We start from the raw sequence: 16,613 nt of genomic DNA on the forward strand, positions 1-16,613 counted from the left end.
GCAAATTGAGGGAAGTGGCTCAAGAGCATGTTTCCAAGGCAAGAACTTACCGCAGATACGCCTGCACAAGCCACACAGTCCCAAAGTGGTTAGGGGTTACGCGATGAAACAAGTTAAGGAACTATTGGAGGCCGAGGGTCTGCTGTGAAAACTATGAACTATAAAGGGTATCTTGGTTCCATTGAAGTGGATACCAAAGAAAATATACTTTACGGTAAGCTTCTCCACATTCGGGATCTAGTAAATTATGAATCCGAGAGCGCAGCTGGTTTGGAAGTGGAGTTTCAGACCGCTGTTGATGAATATCTAGAAGATAGTAAAAATAATGGTATTGAAGCGGATAAGCCTTTCAAGGGCTCATTCAACGTACGAGTTAGTCCGGAGTTGCATCGTGAATTGGCTGCTTCAGCCAAAAAGGCCGATACAACACTTAATGATTATATTGTTAATGTTTTGAGCTGTCATAGGGAAAGAACAATCGCTGATAAAGTCGCGTCAATAGGTGAAGATCAATGGCTTCAATTTACAAGTTTTAATAATGCTAAAATTGTTGACCTGAAGGTTTTTGAAAAAGTTTTTCGTGGGATTTCTTCTTGCCAATATTCGTCGGCGAGCGTCCGCAACGTAGTGAACGCTTCTGAAACATCGAAACCCGGTCAAGTTCGTAGCAAGAGCTTTGTTGCTCGTTCACCTTCCAAAGCAATGGGACGCCTGCAATGAAGGGAGTGGAAGTAACATCTGTAGTGCTTTGTGATGAGGTGCGAAGAGAAGCAGCAGGTTCCGCAGTAATAATCGGCGCGAAACCTTCTGGCCCCCCGGTTGCAGATGATGAAATTACGCATTTGTTGCGTCTCGCACTTTACATTGAGTTGGAGGTTCCATTTCCAGCACCGAAAAAGGTTGCATTCCGTTTGCGTGATACGAAGATGGACTACAACGTTTTGGAACACAGTTTCGAACTGCCAGAAATGGACGATAGCGAAGAAACAGAAGGTGACTTCGACCTTCGGGGTGTGGTGGTTTGCGTTCTAAACGAAGACAATGTTGAAATAAGAGGTTCCGGTGTATTAGAGGTTCAGATCAAGTATGATGGTTTGAAGTGGTCAAAAGTCCGAGAGTTTGTTTTTCCGACTGTTTAGCTACCTCAATTCTAGATTCAACTGAACCGCTGGATTCTTCGCCATGCGGCTTTTTCATGAAATAGGACCTTTCTCGACCTTATCGCATCCATGCTTAATCTCGGATTGGGCATTGCCCGCCCCCCACACGGGGGGGGGGCAGCGGATGAAAGCAATCCGCGTCACCGACAGAGTTAAGCCTTGCCTTCGAGGAGCTAGCGCTTCGCTTCCCACCCCTCGGTTCGGGCGCGGCGGTCCCGATTTAGGTCACCACATACATCCCCAGCAAAATACCCGCGCATTCCGCGTTCGGCACTTTGACCTGTCCACCGGACTGTTCGATCCAACCAAGCGAACCATGCCTCACGCCAACGAACGCACCACACCGCACGCCACTCTAATCAAAAATAAACAAACAATAACAACATGTTAAGTTACCCATGGGTAACCCGAGTGCCGCTCCGCAGCCCGCGCCTCTGCCGTTACGCCGTACCAGCAACACTCCCCTAGGGGGCAAAAAGGCTAGACTTGGCCGCTGACACTGGGCAAATTAAGGGAAATTGAAAATAACGAGGGATATTATGCGTCTAACAACAGGAATGATGGCCGGATTGGGTCTGATGGGTGCGGTTCTGCTGCCCGCGCAGGTCTCGGCAGAGCCCACGATCTATGCCTACCCGTCCTCGGCCAACTATTGCCCTGCAGGGCTCCAGCCGATCACCATTTCCGGAGTGATCTGCTGCGGCACGCCGAACACCAGCACCAGCTACCAGCAGATGATGGCGCACCCCGCGCCGAAAAAGCACAAGGTGCGGCACTATACGCCGCGTCCCGTCACCTATTCCTGCGTGCCGGGGGAAAAGGGCTGCCGCTAAGCCGCAGCCCCGCGTGTCCATGCCCGCATGACGACCAGAAAACCCGGTGTCCCTTGGGCATCGGGCTTTTTTACAGCAGTTCCAGATCCGTCGCCATCTGACGGCCATCGCGGCCCTCGGACATCTCGAAGGACACTTTCTGCTCGTCCGCCAGTCCGGTCAGCCCCGACCGTTCCACCGCAGAGATATGGACAAACACATCCGATCCGCCGCCTTCCGGCGCGATGAACCCGTATCCTTTGGTGGTGTTAAACCATTTGACTGTACCCGTTGGCATTTCTCAACGCTCCTCATTAATCGCTGTCACGGCGTCGAAAAATTGCTTTCGCCGCCTTACGCGATAAAAGGTTGTTCACCTGCGCTGGAAATCAAGAAATTTTCCGCTGCCCGATTATCTTAGGACATATGAAACCCCAAAAAAGTGAGGTGAGAATGCTGATCTACGGTCTGAAAAACTGCGATACCTGCCGCAAGGCGATCAAGGCGCTGCCAGACGCGCAGCTGGTCGATGTGCGCAAGGACGGTGTCCCCGCCGACGTGCTGGCCCGCGCCCACGCGCAATTCGGCGCGGCGCTGGTCAACACCCGTTCAACCACATGGCGCGGTCTGGACGACGCGGAACGCGGCACCGATCCGCTCGAATTACTGGCGGCTCATCCTGCCTTGATGAAACGCCCCCTGATCGCGGTGGGGGAGGATCTGTTCCTCGGCTGGAACGACGCGACAGAGGCAAAGGTCAAAGCCGCGCAGTAACCCTCAGCGGCGGCGCGCCAGCAAGACGCGATCCAGCGCAACCGGCCCGCCGCCCTTGACCACCAGCACCACCAGCAGCAGCACCCAAAGCCCGCGTTGGTCCAGAATGGTCCCGTCCGGCAAACGGTCAAACCACTGACCAAGTGCGCTCCATTGCCCGTGGCCGTATAGATCGGTGAGCGATTGCAGCACCACAAAGCCGATCATCCCCAAGGCCGCAAACCGTGTGAACAGCCCCAGAACGATCAACGCGGGCAGCACGAACTCCGCCAGCGTCCCCGCATAGGCCACCAGCCCGTGCCACGCCGACAGCGCCGTCGCGTCATAGCCCGCCGCCTCGAACGCGCGGGGAAAGATCTGGACATAGGCACCGGTGCTAAGCGTGAACAGACCGTCAAGCTTGGTCACGCCAGAGGTAAAGAAATACTGCGTCAGCACCGCGGCGAACAGGAACCGCGCCAATGTGGGAAGCAGCCAGTCTTGCGCGGTGATCCAGTCGGTCGCGCGATCATAAAGGGTGAGAGTCTTCAGCATCTTATCCGCCGTTCTTTGCGCAAAACGCGCCGGTTGCAAAGCACAGGCCCAAAGCCGCGCCAAGGTCGAAATCGGGGTGCGCGGCCAGCGCGGTGTCATGGGCCTGATCAAGCGTGGCACCCCCAGCCAAGGCGGCGAACCATGCGCCGCCGCCGGGGGGCAACAGATGCGGGGCGGGGTCAAAGTCCGGACGGGTGATCAACACGTCCTGCGCTTGCATCTGCGGCTTGGGGGCATCCGCCTGCATGTTGAACCGCCAGATGTCATACAGCGGCCAGTCGGAGCGGAGCAGCACCGTCGCGCGGGCGGGGGGCAGCTGCGCCTGCATCATCGCGTCGGGCGCAATCTGCTGGAATGCGGCAAGGTCGAAGGGCGCGCTGTCGGCGGCGTGATAGGACCGACGGAGTGCGAGGTCGAGACGGGCGCAATCGGGCAGGTAACCCATCTTTGACAAAGGCGGTTGCGCGGCAAGAAACTGCGGAAAATCAGCGCCATAGTGCATCATTAACGGAGAGCTCGGCGGATGCGCACGCACAAAGGCGGGGGCGATCTGGTCGAAGTTCTGCGTGCCCAGAATCTTGACCACCAAGGGAAAGGCGCTGTGCAGCGCGCCAATTAGCGAATGGGTGACGTTGTTGCGGTAAACGTCATAGCGCGTGTCAGCGGGCGCGCCAGCGGCACCGCGCAGCCCTTCGGGGCGGTCCTGTGTCGGGTCCAGCAGGGGCGTCCGAAAACGGTGCAGCGTGGTCATCGGGCCAGCACATCCGCCGCGCGCTCTGCCTCTGTGCGCAGGGTCGGCCAGTCGGGCACGTCATTGTCCCATTCCACCAGCACGGGTTTGGGGCCGGTGCGGTCCAGCGTATAGGCCAGCAAATCCCAGACGGGGTCGACCACGGGGCGGCTGTGGCTGTCGATCAGGAGCGGCTGGTTGAAACCGACGCTGTCTTCCTCGTGACCGCCGACGTGAAGCTCGCCCACGGCGTCTACCGGATAGGCGTCGATATAGTCGCGCGGGGAGAGGGCGAGATTTTTCGCTGAAATGAAGACATTGTTGACATCCAACAATAAACCACAGGAAGTCCGGTGGGTTAGTTCCGCTAAAAAGTCAGTTTCAGACAAGGTGGATTCATCAAAGGCGAGGTAGCTGGAGGGGTTTTCCAGCAGCATCTGACGCCCGATCGTGTCTTGCACCTGACTGATGTGATCGGCCACGCGGGACAAAGTGGCCTCTGTATAGGGCAGGGGCAGCAGGTCGTTCAGAAACTCGCTGTCATGGGTGGACCATGCAAGATGTTCAGAGAAACTGGCAGGGTTTGCCCAGTCACACAGCTTTTTCAAACGGGCGAGGTGGTCGCGGTCCAATGGCATTTCGCCACCGATGCTCAGCCCGACGCCATGAACGGAGAGGGCGAATTTTTCGGACAGGGCGCGCAGCTGCGCCAGTGGGCGGCCGCCATCGCCCATGTAATTCTCTGCATGGATTTCGATCCATTCAACTGGACCAGGATCGTCCTGCAGGTCTTTGAAATGCTGGGGTTTATAGCCGACGCCCGGGCTTGCGGGCAATGTGTCGAAACGGGTGGCACCGTCTGGCATAAAAGGCTCCCTATCCGAGGGGTCGTGTAAAGGGGCCTGCGCGGCGGCATGGGGCGTGCCGCGCAGGCGAAGGGTTTAAGCCGCTAAGGGCTTAGGCTGGCAGGTCACGGTCCAGCGCTTCGAGGGAGCCCATACGCTCTGACCCGTCTGCCATTGCGGGCAGTTCCATGTCGGCGCAGGTGCCTGCGTCAACCAGTTTCCAGGCGTTGCCCTGGTAGTCGGTGACGGATGTGCCAGCGCATGTGGTGCCCGGGCCTGCGGCGCAGTCATTCTGACCGGCAAGCGCCACGCCGTAGCATTTTTCTTTCGACGCGGCGTTTGCTGCGTTCGAATGTGCGGACAGGGCAGCGGCAACTGCGCCTGCAACGGCGAGTGTTTTCATTGTGTTGGACATTGGTGTTTCCTCCTGAGGTTGGTTGCTTGTCGATAAGGACATTAAGCCGCGTGGGGTGCGACAAAGCTACTCACATCGGAGTGTGTCACGGAGGCGTCAGAAAATCGCCGGTTTTTTTGTAACAATTCGCGAGATTCCAGCGTTGGGAGGCGCAATTTTGAAACATAGTGACATGTTCGGGGCGCAAGATCGTTGCGCCCCGAGGGGTTTGTTACAGTTTTCAGCCGCGCAAATCGGGCGGTGTGGCTTCGATGCCCAAGGCGTTCGCCACGTCCGACAGCGCCTGAACCGAGGTCTGCTTTTCACCCAGACGGCGAACGGACACGGTTTTCTCTTCGACTTCGCGGGCACCGACCGCAAGGATCACCGGCACTTTGCCGACCGAATGTTCACGGACCTTGTAGTTGATCTTTTCGTTGCGGATGTCGGCCTCGGCGCGGACGCCTTGCGCCTTGAGCGTGGCCACGACCTCGTGCACGTAGTCATCCGCCTCGGAGGTGATGGAGGCGACGACAACCTGACGCGGGGCGAGCCAGAAGGGCAGCTTGCCCGCGTGTTCTTCGATCAGGATGCCGATAAAGCGTTCGAACGACCCCAAGGTGGCGCGGTGCAGCATGACGGGGCGGTGTTTCGCGCCGTCCGATCCGATATAGGTCGCGTCCAGCCGTTCGGGCAGCACGAAGTCCACCTGATGGGTGCCGCACTGCCAGTCGCGGCCGATGGCGTCGGTCAGCACAAATTCCAGTTTCGGGCCGTAGAACGCGCCTTCGCCGGGGTTGAGCGTGGGTTCGATGCCTGCCTTGCGGGTGGCCGAGAGCAACGCCGCCTCGGCCTTGTCCCAGACCTCGTCCGAGCCGGAGCGTTTTTCGGGACGGTCAGAGAATTTGACGCTGAAGTTTTCGAACCCGAGGTCTTTGTAGATGCCCGACAGGAATTCGATGAACTTGGCGGTTTCGGCTTCGATCTGGTCTTCGGCGCAGAAAATGTGGCCGTCGTCCTGTGTAAAGCCGCGCACGCGCATGATCCCGTGCAGCGCGCCCGAGGGTTCATAGCGGTTGCACGATCCGAATTCGGCCATGCGCAGGGGCAGGTCGCGGTAGGATTTCAGACCTTGGTTAAAGATCTGCACGTGGCAGGGGCAGTTCATTGGTTTCAACGCGTTGACCGATTTCTCGCGGGCGTGTTCCTCGTCCACTTCGACGATGAACATGTGGTCTTGGTATTTCTCCCAGTGGCCGGAGGCTTCCCAGAGTTTACGGTCCACGACCTGCGGTGTGTTCACCTCGACATAGCCGCCGGCGCGTTGCTTGCGGCGCATGTAGTCTTGCAGCTGGGTGTAGATCAGCCAGCCGTTGGCGTGCCAGAAGACCTGACCGGGGGCCTCTTCCTGCATGTGATAAAGGTCCATCTCGCGGCCCAGCTTGCGGTGGTCGCGTTTGGCGGCCTCTTCCAGCATGTTCAGGTGGGCTTTCAGCTTTTCCTTGCCGGTGAAGGCCACGCCGTAGATGCGTTGCAGCATCGCGCGGTCGCTGTCGCCGCGCCAGTAGGCCCCCGCGATGGACATCAGTTTGAACGCGTCGCCCGGCACCTGCCCGGTGTGTTGCAGGTGCGGCCCACGGCACAGGTCTTGCCAGTCGCCGTGCCAATACATGCGCAGCGGCTCGTCGCCGGGGATGCTGTTGATCAGCTCGACCTTATAGGGTTCGCCGTTGTCCTCGTAGTGCTTGATCGCGCGCTCGCGGTCCCAGACCTCGGTCCGGACGGGGTCACGCTTGTTGATGATTTCCTTCATCTTCTTTTCGATCAGGCCAAGGTCTTCGGGGGTGAAGGATTCCTTGCGGTCAAAGTCATAGTACCAGCCGTCCTTGATGACGGGGCCGATGGTGACTTTTGTGTCGGGCCAAAGCTCTTGCACGGCGCGGGCCATGATGTGGGCGAGGTCGTGGCGCACCAGCTCGTTCGCTTGCGCTTCGTCGGCCATGGTGTGGATCGCGATGCTGGCGTCCGCGTTGATCGGCCATGCCAGATCGTAATGGGCACCGTCCACGGTGGCGCTGATCGCTTTCTTGCCCAGTGATTTGGAGATGTCGTTCGCCACGTCGCCCGCAGTGATACCTGCGTCGTACTGACGTGCGTTGTCATCGGGAAGGGTGAGGGTGATTTGGGCCATCTGGGCCTCCTCGTCGGTTTGGCGCCTACGAGACGCCCGGTTGCGGGTTATGTGTGTTCGGCCTGTTTGGCGTCGGCGGTCTGGCTTGTCAATATCGCGGTGGCGCGCGCGGGGGCAGCGTGTGAAATGGGGCGCTGTCCTTTCCTTGGGGGCGCGGTGCCATAGATAACATCAGATTAACGGGCAGCGACGGGACGCGAAGACATGCAGGATGATGCGGCGCAGCGGGCGTTTGAGACGCTTTCAGGGGCAGAGGGCGACGCGCAGGACCTGTCGCCGCATGCGCAAGAGGCCGAGGCCCCGAACGCCCTGCGCCACATCGCCAGCCTGACGATGACCAAAGTGGCCGACGGGCTGATTGACCCCAAGCTTATGCTGTCGTGGCTGCTGACGGCACTTGGCGCGCCTGCGGTCTATGCCGGGGCGCTGGTGCCGATCCGCGAGGCGGGGGCGCTGTTGCCGCAGATCGTGATGGCGGGCTGGGTGCAGGCGATGGCGCGGCGCAAATGGGCGTGGGTCGCGGGATCTGCGGGGCAGGGCATCTTTGCGGCGCTGATCGTGCTGGCGGCGCTCACGTTGGACGGATCAGCGGCGGGGCTGGCGATTTGCGCGGCGCTGGCGGGGCTGGCGGTGAGTCGCGCGGCCTGTTCGGTGTCGTACAAGGATATCCTCGGCAAGACCGTGGGCAAGTCGCGGCGCGGGTCGATCACGGGCACGGCGGGGTCTGTCGCCTCTGCCGGGGTGCTGGTGCTGGCGCTACTGCTGATGTCGGGGTTGGTGCAGGATCGCGGCGTGGTGATCGCGGCGATTGCGCTGGCCGCGCTGCTATGGGGCGGGGCGGCGCTGTTGTTTTCCACGCTGGACGAAACCCCAAGCGAGGGCGGCAAGGCGACGCCTGCCAGTTTCTCTATCCTGAAGGAGGACGCGAACCTGCGGCGGTTCATTCTGGTGCGCGGCCTGCTGGTCGCCACATCGCTTGCGCCGCCTTATTTTGTGGTGCTGGCGGGGGGCGAGGATCAATCCGCCCTTGGCCAGCTTGGCGCGCTGGTGCTCGCCTCGGCCTTGGCGTCGCTGCTGAGCTCTTACGTCTGGGGTCGGCTGTCGGATCAATCGAGCCGCCGTGTGCTGATGTTGACCGGCATTGTCGGGGCCTTGGCGATGGTGGGGGCGGTGGCGCTGGCGTTGCTTGGGATGGCGACGCAGATCTGGGCCATGCCGCTGGTGCTGTTCATCCTGATGATCGCCTATCACGGGGTGCGGCAGGGGCGGTCGACCTATCTGGTGGATATGTCGCCCAAGGACCAGCGGTCGGCCTATGCCGCCGTGTCCAACACGGTGATTGGCGGGCTGCTGTTGGTCGCGGGCGTGGCGGGGGGCGGTGCCGCGCTGATCGGGCCGGTGGCGACGCTGGTTCTATTCGCAGTCATGTCCGCAGGGGCTGCGATTGCGGCGCTTGGGCTGCGCGAAGTCGAAGCGGCGGATTGATCGTCGGGGCCGCGGGGCGTATGACTGGGGCGCGCATTTGATCCAAAGGGGTTCGCCCATGTCCAAACACAACCGCAACTTCGAGCTGACGATCAGCGATATCGACCTGATCGAGGCAGCGCTACATGTGACCAAACGCGATCTGTCGATGGATGCGCTGAACGACACCGCATCGATGCTGCCCGCCGATGCCGCCAAAGACAGCCTACGCCGGATCGACGATCTGCTGGGCCGTCTGCACAACCAGAAAATCTTTTATCGCCCCGCCAAGGGCACCTATCTGGGGGGCTGAGGATGACGGCACCGATGTATCTGGAAACGCCTCAAGGGCGGCGGCTGGCCTATCACAAGACCGAAGGCACAGGCCCCTGCGTGGTGTTTCTGGGCGGTCTGAAATCCGACATGATGGGCACCAAGGCGGTGTTCCTTGAAGACTGGGCCAAACGCGAGGGGCGGGCGTTCTTGCGGTTCGATTACTCGGGTCATGGGGAATCCTCTGGCGCGTTCACGGAGGGCTGCATTGGCGATTGGGCCGAAGACACATTGGCCGCGGTAGACGCGTTGGCCGAGGGCCCTATCCTGCCGGTGGGATCATCCATGGGCGGCTGGCAATCACTGCTGCTGGTGCGCGCGCTGCCCGCGCGGATCGCGGGGCTGGTGACCATCGCCGCGGCCCCTGATTTTACCGAGGACGGCTATTGGGCCAGCTTCACCGAGGCGCAGAAACAGACTCTGGCCGAGACGGGGCAGGTCGAACTGCCGTCCGATTATATGGAGCCTTACATCATCACCCGCCGGATGATCGAGGACGGGCGCAAGCAGCTGGTGCTGCGCGATCCGCTGCATCTGCCGTTCCCGACGCGCTTTCTGCAAGGCACCGCAGATACCGCCGTCAGTGTCGCCACAGCCGTGCGCCTACTGGACCATGCGCAGGGGCGGGACATGCAGTTGCAACTGGTCAAGGATGCGGACCACCGCTTTTCCGACGACCGCTGTCTGGAGCTGCTGATCCAAGCGGTGGAAGAGGTCTCTGCCACGGCCTGAGGATAAGGGGCTTTGCCATGCGTAAACCGGCCAGCATGTGGAGCCTTGAAACCTTTGGGCGGGTCCGGCTGTCGCGGCATTTCTTTATGCGCGATTTCATGTACTCAGAGATTTCGGGGTTTCACGGGCAGCCCAATATCCCCGACAATCCCGATCTTGCTATCGAAAACGGACGGGCCTTTTGCATGACCCTGCTGGACCCGCTAGAGGAAACCTTTGGCCGCATCGCCGTGCGGTCGGGGTACCGGTCGGCGGCGCTGAATGCCTTTGGCAATCGGCACAAGCTGAATTGCGCGGCCAATGACAACCCGATCGAATGTCACATCTGGGACCGTGGCGCAGAGGCGCAGGCGATTGCGGGGGCGACCATCGTGATCCCGTGGTTTGCCGACCAGTATGATCAGGGGCGCGACTGGCGTGATCTGGCGTGGTGGGTGCATGACCATCTGCCCTATTCCGAGATGTGGTTCTTCCCCAAGCTCGCCGCCTTCAACCTGACGTGGAGACCGCAGCCGCTGCGCAGCATCTCAAGCTATATCGCGCCGCGCGGGATGCTGTTGCGCGGCGGGAAGTCGCCGTCGGAGCCCTTGGCGCAGCGCCGTGCGCGCTATGGCGATTTTCCGCCCTTGCGTGGCATCGCCTATCCGTGATGAGGTGCGGCGCAGCAGCAGTGTCCCGAAGTGACGCGAATTTATGACTAGTGACAGGGACATACATGGCTGACCCTCTTGTTCTTCTGCCGGGCCTCATGTCTGACGCGCGGGTGTTCTGGCCGCAGATCGCCGAGCTGTCGGCGAAAACCGCTGTGACTGTCGCCCCGATTACCCAAGGCGAGCGGATCGAGGAAATCGCCTCTGGTCTGCTGGATCAGTTGCCCAAGCGTTTCGCGCTGGCGGGGTTGGGGTTGGGCGGTGCTGTCGCGCTTGAGATTTTGCGCCGTGCGCCGGATCGGTTGACGCGGTTGGCGTTGATCGATGCCAGCCCGCTGGCCGAAACGCCGCAGAGCGCCGCCGCGCGCGAGATGTTGATCGTCAAGGTCAAGTCGGGGCGGCTGGCCGATGCCATGCGCGAAGAGCTGAACCCCGTCTGGCTCGCCCCCGGTCCGAACCGCGCGGCGATCCTTGAGATCGCGCTGGATATGGCCGATACGCTGGGGCCGGAGGTCTATGTACGCCAAGCCCGCGCCTTGCAACGGGCCCGTGACCAGCAGGCGGTGCTACGCAAGTGCAAGGTGCCGACGTTGGTGATGTGTGGCGAGGTGGGTAAGCTTAACCCCGTCAAACGCCATAGTTTCATGGCTGAACTGCTGCCTTATGCGATTTTGCGCGTGATCGAGGGGGCAGGGCATCTGCCCACGCTTGAACAGCCCGAAGCCACGACTGCCGCGATCAAGGACTGGTTGAAGATGCCCCTGACCCCTGCATGATCGGGACGGGTCAAACGCCGGTTAGCGCAGCGCCTCGGTGATCGCTTTGCGCTGGTCGCGCGGGACGATGTGCACGGGGCGTTTGGGCGTTGCTGTGTCCGGATCGATAAAGGGGTTCATCTTCCATCGGCCTGTCACCTTGGCCCCCGCCGCCCGCGACAACGCCCCCCAGATCAACCGCGGCAGCCCTTCGTTCCGCAGCTTGCCCGAGGGCGTCGGGATATAGCCGGTGCCGACGATCGGCCCAAGCGGGGCAGGGTCGGACAGGGTGCGGGTCATGATGCTGGCAAAGGCGAGCTTGGGCTTGCGCAGCGTGTTAAACATCGGCGTGCCACAGCAAGAGGCATACCAGCGCAGCAGATTTATCTCCCCGAAGGAAAACACCGACAATTTGTCGAAACCCTGATCGAAGTGGAACCTGTCGGGGGTGGTCTGGAACAGCTGGATCGCCCGTGGCGCGGGGTCGGGCTGGTCGAGGTAGACCTCGGCCGCGCGGCAATCGATGCAGTGGCATTGGGCGTGGCTGCCGCGCGCGGGTGTCACACCGCGCAGGGTCCCTTTGACCGTGCCGCAGGCACAGGCAAAGGGCAGGTCACGCGGCGCGGCGGGCATTATGCCGTCGACTTCTGTGCGGGGATCGAGGTTTTACCCGCGCTGGCCGGGGCCGCAGGGGCCTTGGGCGCGGTCGCCTTGGCCGTGCGCTGGTTGTCGTCGATGAACTTCAGCACCAGCGGGCGGATATTCTCGCGCCAGCTTTTGCCGGCAAAGATCCCGTAGTGCCCTGCGCCGTCTTCAAGGTGGCTTGCCTTTTTGTCGTCGGGCAGGCCGGTGCAGAGGTTCAGCGCCGCGATACATTGACCGGGGGCCGAGATATCGTCCTTGGTGCCCTCGACCGTTTTGACGGCGACATCGGTGATCTTGCCGATGTCTACGGGCTGGCCCATGATCGAGAAGCTGTTGGTGCCGATCTCGTTATCCTTGAAGATCCGCTGCACGGTGGAGAGGTAGAATTCAGCGGGCATGTCCATCACGGCGAGGTATTCGTCGTAGAACTTATTGTGTTTGTCGTGGTCGCCCGCCACCCCTTGTGCGACACGCATGATCTGGTCGCGGAAGGCCTTGGCATGGGTTTCGGCGTTCATCGTGATAAAGGAATTCAGCTGCAGCAGACCGGGATAGACCTTGCGGCCCACGCCTTGGTGCTGGAAGCCGACCTGCTGGATCATCATCTCTTGCAGTTGGTTCATGTTCACGCGGTGGCCGAAATCCGTCACCTCGGTCGGGCTGGCCGCGGTGTCGATCGGCCCGCCGATCAATGTGAGCGAGCTTGGCTGCGCCTTGGGATCCTGTTCCGCCAAATAGGCGGTCGCGGCGAGGGTCAGCGGTGCGGGTTGGCACACGGCGATGACATGCACGTCGGGGCCCAGATGGCGCATATAGTCAACGAGCCGCAGGGTATAATCCTCTACGTCGAACTTGCCGGCGCTGACGGGGATGTCGCGGGCGTTGTGCCAGTCGGTGATATAAAGGTCCGCGTCAGGAATCAGGCTGATGACGGTCGACCGCAGCAGCGTCGCATAGTGACCCGACATGGGCGCGACCAGCAGGATCTTGCGCTTGGGCGCATCGCGGCCCTGTACGACGAAATGCACCAGATCGCCAAAGGGACCTTCCAGTTCTTTCTCGATCAGGACGGGATGGTCCGCACCATCGACGCCCACGGCGGGGGGGATATCCCAATCAGGTTTGACCACCATGCGCGAAAAGCTGCGTTCGGTAACTTCGCCCCATGCGGCCATCCAGTTCAGCGCAGGGTTCGGGATGGCTGCAAAAGCGGGATACGATGCCATCGCCAACGCCGTGGCACCCAGCCACTGGTTGGTGTTTCTCACCGTTTCCATTAAATCGTAAGATGCCATATACTTCATGTAAGGGGTCTCCTGTTGGGGGCCTTGTGCCCGGCATCTTGTCAGACCCTCCCCCAAAGGTCGGCGCGATGCTGCAGGTGCAAACATAGGGAGGAACGGTTACTATGACAATAAAAACAACCAAGACCGACGCAGAGAGCTCCAAGGCACAGGAACGTATGGAGGAAAACCTGCGTAAGGTCGAAGCGCTTGGCGCGCGGCTGTCGCAGATCATGGTCGGGCGGGACACGCATCAGGCGAGTTTGGACGGCCCGAATCAAGAGCTGTTTGCAAAGGCCGCCGCGTCCTATTGGACCGAAGCCGTACAGAACCCCGCCAAGATGATCGAACAGCAGGTGTCCTACTGGAGCAAATCCGTCGGCCACTTTATGGAGGCGCAGCAGGCGCTGGCCAAAGGCAAGCTGGCCGCGCCGGAAGATACCTCGCCCGAGGATCGCCGCTTTGCAAACCCGCTGTGGAAATCGCACCCCTATTTCAACTTTGTCAAACAGCAGTACCAGATCAACGCAGAGGCCTTGGGCCAAGCGGTTGATCACGTGGCCGATCTCGCCCCGCATGAAAAGAAACGGCTGCAATACTTTAGCCGCCAGATCATCGACATGATGAGCCCGACCAACTTTCTGGCTACCAACCCCGATGCGCTGGAACGCGCTGTCGCGACCGAGGGCGAAAGCCTGATCCGCGGGCTGGAGAACCTGATTGCCGACCTAGAGGCGAATAACGGCGAGCTGATCGTGCGGCTGGCCGATGAAAGCGCGTTTGAACTGGGCCGCAACATCGCCACATCCCCCGGCAAGGTCGTCTATCGCAACAAGCTGTTCGAGCTGATCCAATACAGTCCCAGCACCGAAAAGGTCGACGCCACGCCGATCGTGATCTTCCCACCCTGGATCAATAAATTCTATATCCTTGATCTCAAGGCTCAGAACAGTCTGGTGAAATGGATCGTGGATCAGGGCTATACGCTGTTTATGGTGTCATGGGTCAATCCGGACCAAAGTCATCGTGACATCGGCATGGGCGACTATATCGAGGACGGGTTCCTGACCGCGATCCGCGAAATCAAAGAGATCACCGCGCAAAAACAGGTGCACGCCGTGGGCTATTGCATCGCGGGGACCACGCTGTCGCTGACGCTGTCTTTGATGAAGCAGCGCGGCGATACATCCGTTAAATCCGCAACCTTTTTTACCGCGCTCACCGATTTCTCCGATCAGGGGGAGTTCCAGCCCTTCCTGACCGATGACTTTATCGACGGGATCGAGGCAGAGACCAAGGACAAGGGGATCCTGCCCTCGGTCATCATGGCGCGGACGTTCTCTTTCTTGCGGTCGAATGATCTGGTCTATGGGCCCGCGATCAAAAGCTACATGCTGGGCGACACGCCTCCGGCCTTTGATCTGCTGTATTGGAACGGCGACGGGGCGAACCTGCCGCAGCGGATGGCGATGGAGTATCTGCGCGGGCTTTGCCAGCAGAACAAGCTGGTCGAGGGTGGCTTTGAACTGTTGGGTCATCGCCTGAAGCTGGAGGATATCGATGTGCCGCTGATCGCCATCGGCTGCGAGACCGACCACATCGCGCCGTGGAAAGACAGCTATCGCGGCGTGCGCATGATGGGCAGCGAGGACAAGACCTTTGTGATGACCCAATCGGGCCATATCGCGGGGATCGTGAACCCGCCGAGCAAAGGCAAGTATGGCCACTACACAAACGACAACCTGTCGCTGGATCACGCGGACTGGCTGGAGGGGGCAAAGTTCCACGAAGGGTCGTGGTGGCCCCGCTGGGGCGCGTGGCTGGAGAATCGCTCTGACGGGAAAGTCGATGCCCGTATTCCGGGTGAAAAGGGCCGTGATACCTTGGGCGATGCGCCGGGTACCTATGTGGCGCGCAAGGCAAGGGGCTGATCTGATTGGTCAATTTTTCAGGGGGCGGTGGGGCGCATAGGGGTGATGCTGCAATGCAGAAAAAGCTTGCAATGCCGCACTGCAGCATCTATCTATGGGGTAGTCATAACGTAGCGGTAGACGCCGCTTGACCCCAGAAGGAGAGTTTACCATGACGAAGACACCAGATTTCGCCGCGATGATGAAAGACATGATGGGTGCATTCCCAGTTGACACATCCGCAATGAACGACGCGTTCAAAACAACCGCGACACTGAACGAAAAGCTGTCCGGCGTAGCGCTGAACGCTGCCGAGAAATCCGCCGAGATTTCCAGCAAATGGACAAAAGACACTCTGGCAAAAATGTCCGAGATGTCGAAAGCCAAGCAAGAGCCTGCAGATTACGCCAAAGCAATGACCGAGTTCACCTCGGCCTCTGCTGAAGTCGCGTCCGAGCATATGGCCGCTTTCGCTGAAATCGCGAAAAAGGTTCAGATGGACACGGTTGAGCTGATGATGGCTGCGGGCAAAGACATGTCCGAAGAAGCAACAGCTGCTGTGAAAAAAGCGACATCCGACGCGACAGCCGCCACAAAGAAAGCCGCTGCGAAGTAATCGCACCGGCCTTTGGTTCAGGTAACGATTGATCAGGGCAGACTTTGCGGTCTGCCCTTTTTTGTGGCACCTATCTTTTTCATTTAAGCTGCCCTAAGCTGCAATGCAGCATGCTATTTGGGAAGGATCTACCGTGACCGAAACAGTCAAGCCCCTGCTTATCAAACGATATGCCAGCCGCCGCCTGTATAATACTGAAACCAGTGACTATGTGACGCTGGATGATATCTCGGGGTTTATCCGCGACGGGCGCGAGGTGCAGATTGTGGACCTGAAATCAGGCGACGATCTGACCCGCCAATATCTGCTGCAAATCATCGCCGAACATGAAAGCCGTGGTGAATCCGTGCTGCCCGTGGATGTGCTAAACGATCTTGTGCGCAGCTATATGTCCCCCGATGCGAGCGTTGTGCCGCAGTTCCTCAAGACATCGTTTGACATGCTGCGCGACGGTCAGGCGCGGGTGCTTGAGAACATGAACACGATCAACCCGATGGCGAAGATGCCCGGTTTCGAGGTCATGCAGGCCCAGCAAGAGGCGTTCATGAAGGCGATGACCGGCAATATGCCGACACCTTGGAACGGCATGGGCAAGACCGACCAGCGCCCCGCCAGCGCCAAGGGCGATGACGCCGAAAGTCTGGATGCGATCAAACAACAACTCGCCGAGCTGCAGGAAAAACTCTCCAAGCTGAAGTGACGGCGCTTGGCCCCCGTTTGAACGGTTAAAGCCCACCCGCTGACGGGTGGGCTTTGTTGTGTCTGCCGGATGCCTCCGGCGGGAG

The 16,613-nt window shown here is 60.0% G+C and carries 20 protein-coding genes; 12 read left to right on the top strand and 8 right to left on the bottom strand.

Translation table 11 applies throughout. From position 1 onward, the window contains the following. Positions 1-153 precede the first annotated feature (153 nt). From GLP43_RS07270 to GLP43_RS07280, 3 genes are all read left to right on the top strand, one after another. Complete coding sequence (locus GLP43_RS07270) at positions 154-720, top strand: type II toxin-antitoxin system HicB family antitoxin (protein ID WP_237279932.1); 567 nt, start codon at positions 154-156, stop codon at positions 718-720. Then, positions 717-1,139, top strand: a complete 423-nt coding sequence (locus GLP43_RS07275) for a hypothetical protein (protein ID WP_237278791.1) — start codon at positions 717-719, stop codon at positions 1,137-1,139. Before GLP43_RS07270 ends, GLP43_RS07275 begins: the two co-directional genes overlap by 4 nt. Before the next feature lie 560 nt (positions 1,140-1,699). Beyond that, positions 1,700-1,993 (top strand): hypothetical protein, encoded by a 294-nt coding sequence (locus GLP43_RS07280; RefSeq protein ID WP_237278792.1) that lies wholly within the window; start codon positions 1,700-1,702, stop codon positions 1,991-1,993. A gap of 70 nt (positions 1,994-2,063) precedes the next feature. Here GLP43_RS07280 and GLP43_RS07285 read toward each other — a convergent pair whose 3' ends face one another. Next, positions 2,064-2,270: a cold-shock protein gene (locus GLP43_RS07285; protein ID WP_005852411.1), complete on the bottom strand. Its 207-nt coding sequence runs from the start codon at positions 2,268-2,270 to the stop codon at positions 2,064-2,066. Positions 2,271-2,425: 155 nt separating this feature from the next. On the opposite strand from GLP43_RS07285, the gene GLP43_RS07290 reads away from it, so the two are divergent. After that, complete coding sequence (locus tag GLP43_RS07290; RefSeq protein ID WP_237278793.1) at positions 2,426-2,746, top strand: arsenate reductase family protein; 321 nt, start codon at positions 2,426-2,428, stop codon at positions 2,744-2,746. Between the two features lie 3 nt (positions 2,747-2,749). Here the strand turns inward: GLP43_RS07290 and GLP43_RS07295 are convergent, their stop codons facing one another. The 5 genes from GLP43_RS07295 to thrS form a co-directional block, all read right to left on the bottom strand. Further along, positions 2,750-3,280 (bottom strand): DoxX family protein, encoded by a 531-nt coding sequence (locus GLP43_RS07295; RefSeq protein WP_237278794.1) that lies wholly within the window; start codon positions 3,278-3,280, stop codon positions 2,750-2,752. Between the two features lies 1 nt (position 3,281). Continuing rightward, a complete protein-coding gene (locus GLP43_RS07300) occupies positions 3,282-4,031 on the bottom strand; it encodes an HvfC/BufC N-terminal domain-containing protein (protein WP_237278795.1) in 750 nt (249 codons plus the stop codon). Then, positions 4,028-4,876 (bottom strand): MNIO family bufferin maturase, encoded by an 849-nt coding sequence (gene bufB, locus GLP43_RS07305; RefSeq protein ID WP_237278796.1) that lies wholly within the window; start codon positions 4,874-4,876, stop codon positions 4,028-4,030. Before bufB ends, GLP43_RS07300 begins: the two co-directional genes overlap by 4 nt. A gap of 91 nt (positions 4,877-4,967) precedes the next feature. Beyond that, positions 4,968-5,270 carry a BufA1 family periplasmic bufferin-type metallophore gene (locus GLP43_RS07310; protein ID WP_237278797.1) on the bottom strand — a complete coding sequence of 101 codons (303 nt, stop codon included), beginning with the start codon at positions 5,268-5,270 and terminating at the stop codon, positions 4,968-4,970. A gap of 220 nt (positions 5,271-5,490) precedes the next feature. Then, positions 5,491-7,440: a threonine--tRNA ligase gene (thrS, locus tag GLP43_RS07315; RefSeq protein ID WP_237278798.1), complete on the bottom strand. Its 1,950-nt coding sequence runs from the start codon at positions 7,438-7,440 to the stop codon at positions 5,491-5,493. 204 nt (positions 7,441-7,644) lie between these two features. Between thrS and GLP43_RS07320 the strand changes: the two genes are divergently transcribed. The 5 genes from GLP43_RS07320 to GLP43_RS07340 all read left to right on the top strand — a co-directional run bounded on the left by GLP43_RS07320 (position 7,645) and on the right by GLP43_RS07340 (position 11,395). Beyond that, positions 7,645-8,925 (top strand): MFS transporter, encoded by a 1,281-nt coding sequence (locus GLP43_RS07320; RefSeq protein WP_237278799.1) that lies wholly within the window; start codon positions 7,645-7,647, stop codon positions 8,923-8,925. Positions 8,926-8,983: 58 nt separating this feature from the next. Then, a complete protein-coding gene (locus GLP43_RS07325; protein WP_005852428.1) occupies positions 8,984-9,217 on the top strand; it encodes a hypothetical protein in 234 nt (77 codons plus the stop codon). 2 nt (positions 9,218-9,219) lie between these two features. Then, positions 9,220-9,969 (top strand): alpha/beta hydrolase, encoded by a 750-nt coding sequence (locus GLP43_RS07330; protein ID WP_237278800.1) that lies wholly within the window; start codon positions 9,220-9,222, stop codon positions 9,967-9,969. 35 nt (positions 9,970-10,004) lie between these two features. After that, positions 10,005-10,619: a hypothetical protein gene (locus tag GLP43_RS07335; RefSeq protein ID WP_237279933.1), complete on the top strand. Its 615-nt coding sequence runs from the start codon at positions 10,005-10,007 to the stop codon at positions 10,617-10,619. Positions 10,620-10,684: 65 nt separating this feature from the next. Beyond that, positions 10,685-11,395 carry an alpha/beta fold hydrolase gene (locus tag GLP43_RS07340; protein WP_237278801.1) on the top strand — a complete coding sequence of 237 codons (711 nt, stop codon included), beginning with the start codon at positions 10,685-10,687 and terminating at the stop codon, positions 11,393-11,395. Between the two features lie 21 nt (positions 11,396-11,416). Here GLP43_RS07340 and GLP43_RS07345 read toward each other — a convergent pair whose 3' ends face one another. Together GLP43_RS07345 and phaZ are read right to left on the bottom strand one after the other, a co-directional pair. Next, positions 11,417-12,007 carry a DUF6151 family protein gene (locus GLP43_RS07345; RefSeq protein WP_237278802.1) on the bottom strand — a complete coding sequence of 197 codons (591 nt, stop codon included), beginning with the start codon at positions 12,005-12,007 and terminating at the stop codon, positions 11,417-11,419. After that, complete coding sequence (phaZ, locus tag GLP43_RS07350; protein WP_237278803.1) at positions 12,007-13,323, bottom strand: polyhydroxyalkanoate depolymerase; 1,317 nt, start codon at positions 13,321-13,323, stop codon at positions 12,007-12,009. The genes GLP43_RS07345 and phaZ overlap by 1 nt, the downstream gene beginning before the upstream one ends. A gap of 104 nt (positions 13,324-13,427) precedes the next feature. Here phaZ and GLP43_RS07355 point away from each other — a divergent pair, with 104 nt between their 5' ends. The 3 genes from GLP43_RS07355 to phaR all read left to right on the top strand — a co-directional run bounded on the left by GLP43_RS07355 (position 13,428) and on the right by phaR (position 16,528). Next, on the top strand, positions 13,428-15,233 hold the full coding sequence (locus tag GLP43_RS07355) for a PHA/PHB synthase family protein (protein WP_237278804.1): 1,806 nt from the start codon (positions 13,428-13,430) through the stop codon (positions 15,231-15,233). Positions 15,234-15,384: 151 nt separating this feature from the next. Beyond that, positions 15,385-15,828, top strand: coding sequence for a phasin family protein (locus GLP43_RS07360; protein ID WP_005852437.1), 444 nt, complete (start codon positions 15,385-15,387; stop codon positions 15,826-15,828). A gap of 133 nt (positions 15,829-15,961) precedes the next feature. Then, the gene (gene phaR / locus GLP43_RS07365; RefSeq protein WP_005852439.1) at positions 15,962-16,528 is read left to right on the top strand and encodes a polyhydroxyalkanoate synthesis repressor PhaR; all 567 of its coding nucleotides are present in this window, start codon (positions 15,962-15,964) and stop codon (positions 16,526-16,528) included. Positions 16,529-16,613: the final 85 nt, after the last annotated feature.

The sequence above is a fragment of the Sulfitobacter sp. M39 genome, from assembly GCF_021735935.1.
In the GTDB taxonomy this organism is placed as follows: Bacteria; Pseudomonadota; Alphaproteobacteria; order Rhodobacterales; family Rhodobacteraceae; genus Sulfitobacter.

Excerpts from the sequence above, each read along its gene's own strand:
- GLP43_RS07270 (WP_237279932.1), top strand. The coding sequence starts at position 154 with ATGAACTATAAAGGGTATCTTGGTTCCATTGAAGTGGATACCAAAGAA.
- GLP43_RS07275 (WP_237278791.1), top strand. The coding sequence starts at position 717 with ATGAAGGGAGTGGAAGTAACATCTGTAGTGCTTTGTGATGAGGTGCGA.
- GLP43_RS07280 (WP_237278792.1), top strand. The coding sequence starts at position 1,700 with ATGCGTCTAACAACAGGAATGATGGCCGGATTGGGTCTGATGGGTGCG.
- GLP43_RS07285 (WP_005852411.1), bottom strand. The coding sequence starts at position 2,270 with ATGCCAACGGGTACAGTCAAATGGTTTAACACCACCAAAGGATACGGG.
- GLP43_RS07290 (WP_237278793.1), top strand. The coding sequence starts at position 2,426 with ATGCTGATCTACGGTCTGAAAAACTGCGATACCTGCCGCAAGGCGATC.
- GLP43_RS07295 (WP_237278794.1), bottom strand. The coding sequence starts at position 3,280 with ATGCTGAAGACTCTCACCCTTTATGATCGCGCGACCGACTGGATCACC.
- GLP43_RS07300 (WP_237278795.1), bottom strand. The coding sequence starts at position 4,031 with ATGACCACGCTGCACCGTTTTCGGACGCCCCTGCTGGACCCGACACAG.
- bufB (WP_237278796.1), bottom strand. The coding sequence starts at position 4,876 with ATGCCAGACGGTGCCACCCGTTTCGACACATTGCCCGCAAGCCCGGGC.
- GLP43_RS07310 (WP_237278797.1), bottom strand. The coding sequence starts at position 5,270 with ATGTCCAACACAATGAAAACACTCGCCGTTGCAGGCGCAGTTGCCGCT.
- thrS (WP_237278798.1), bottom strand. The coding sequence starts at position 7,440 with ATGGCCCAAATCACCCTCACCCTTCCCGATGACAACGCACGTCAGTAC.
- GLP43_RS07320 (WP_237278799.1), top strand. The coding sequence starts at position 7,645 with ATGCAGGATGATGCGGCGCAGCGGGCGTTTGAGACGCTTTCAGGGGCA.
- GLP43_RS07325 (WP_005852428.1), top strand. The coding sequence starts at position 8,984 with ATGTCCAAACACAACCGCAACTTCGAGCTGACGATCAGCGATATCGAC.
- GLP43_RS07330 (WP_237278800.1), top strand. The coding sequence starts at position 9,220 with ATGACGGCACCGATGTATCTGGAAACGCCTCAAGGGCGGCGGCTGGCC.
- GLP43_RS07335 (WP_237279933.1), top strand. The coding sequence starts at position 10,005 with ATGTGGAGCCTTGAAACCTTTGGGCGGGTCCGGCTGTCGCGGCATTTC.
- GLP43_RS07340 (WP_237278801.1), top strand. The coding sequence starts at position 10,685 with ATGGCTGACCCTCTTGTTCTTCTGCCGGGCCTCATGTCTGACGCGCGG.
- GLP43_RS07345 (WP_237278802.1), bottom strand. The coding sequence starts at position 12,007 with ATGCCCGCCGCGCCGCGTGACCTGCCCTTTGCCTGTGCCTGCGGCACG.
- phaZ (WP_237278803.1), bottom strand. The coding sequence starts at position 13,323 with ATGAAGTATATGGCATCTTACGATTTAATGGAAACGGTGAGAAACACC.
- GLP43_RS07355 (WP_237278804.1), top strand. The coding sequence starts at position 13,428 with ATGACAATAAAAACAACCAAGACCGACGCAGAGAGCTCCAAGGCACAG.
- GLP43_RS07360 (WP_005852437.1), top strand. The coding sequence starts at position 15,385 with ATGACGAAGACACCAGATTTCGCCGCGATGATGAAAGACATGATGGGT.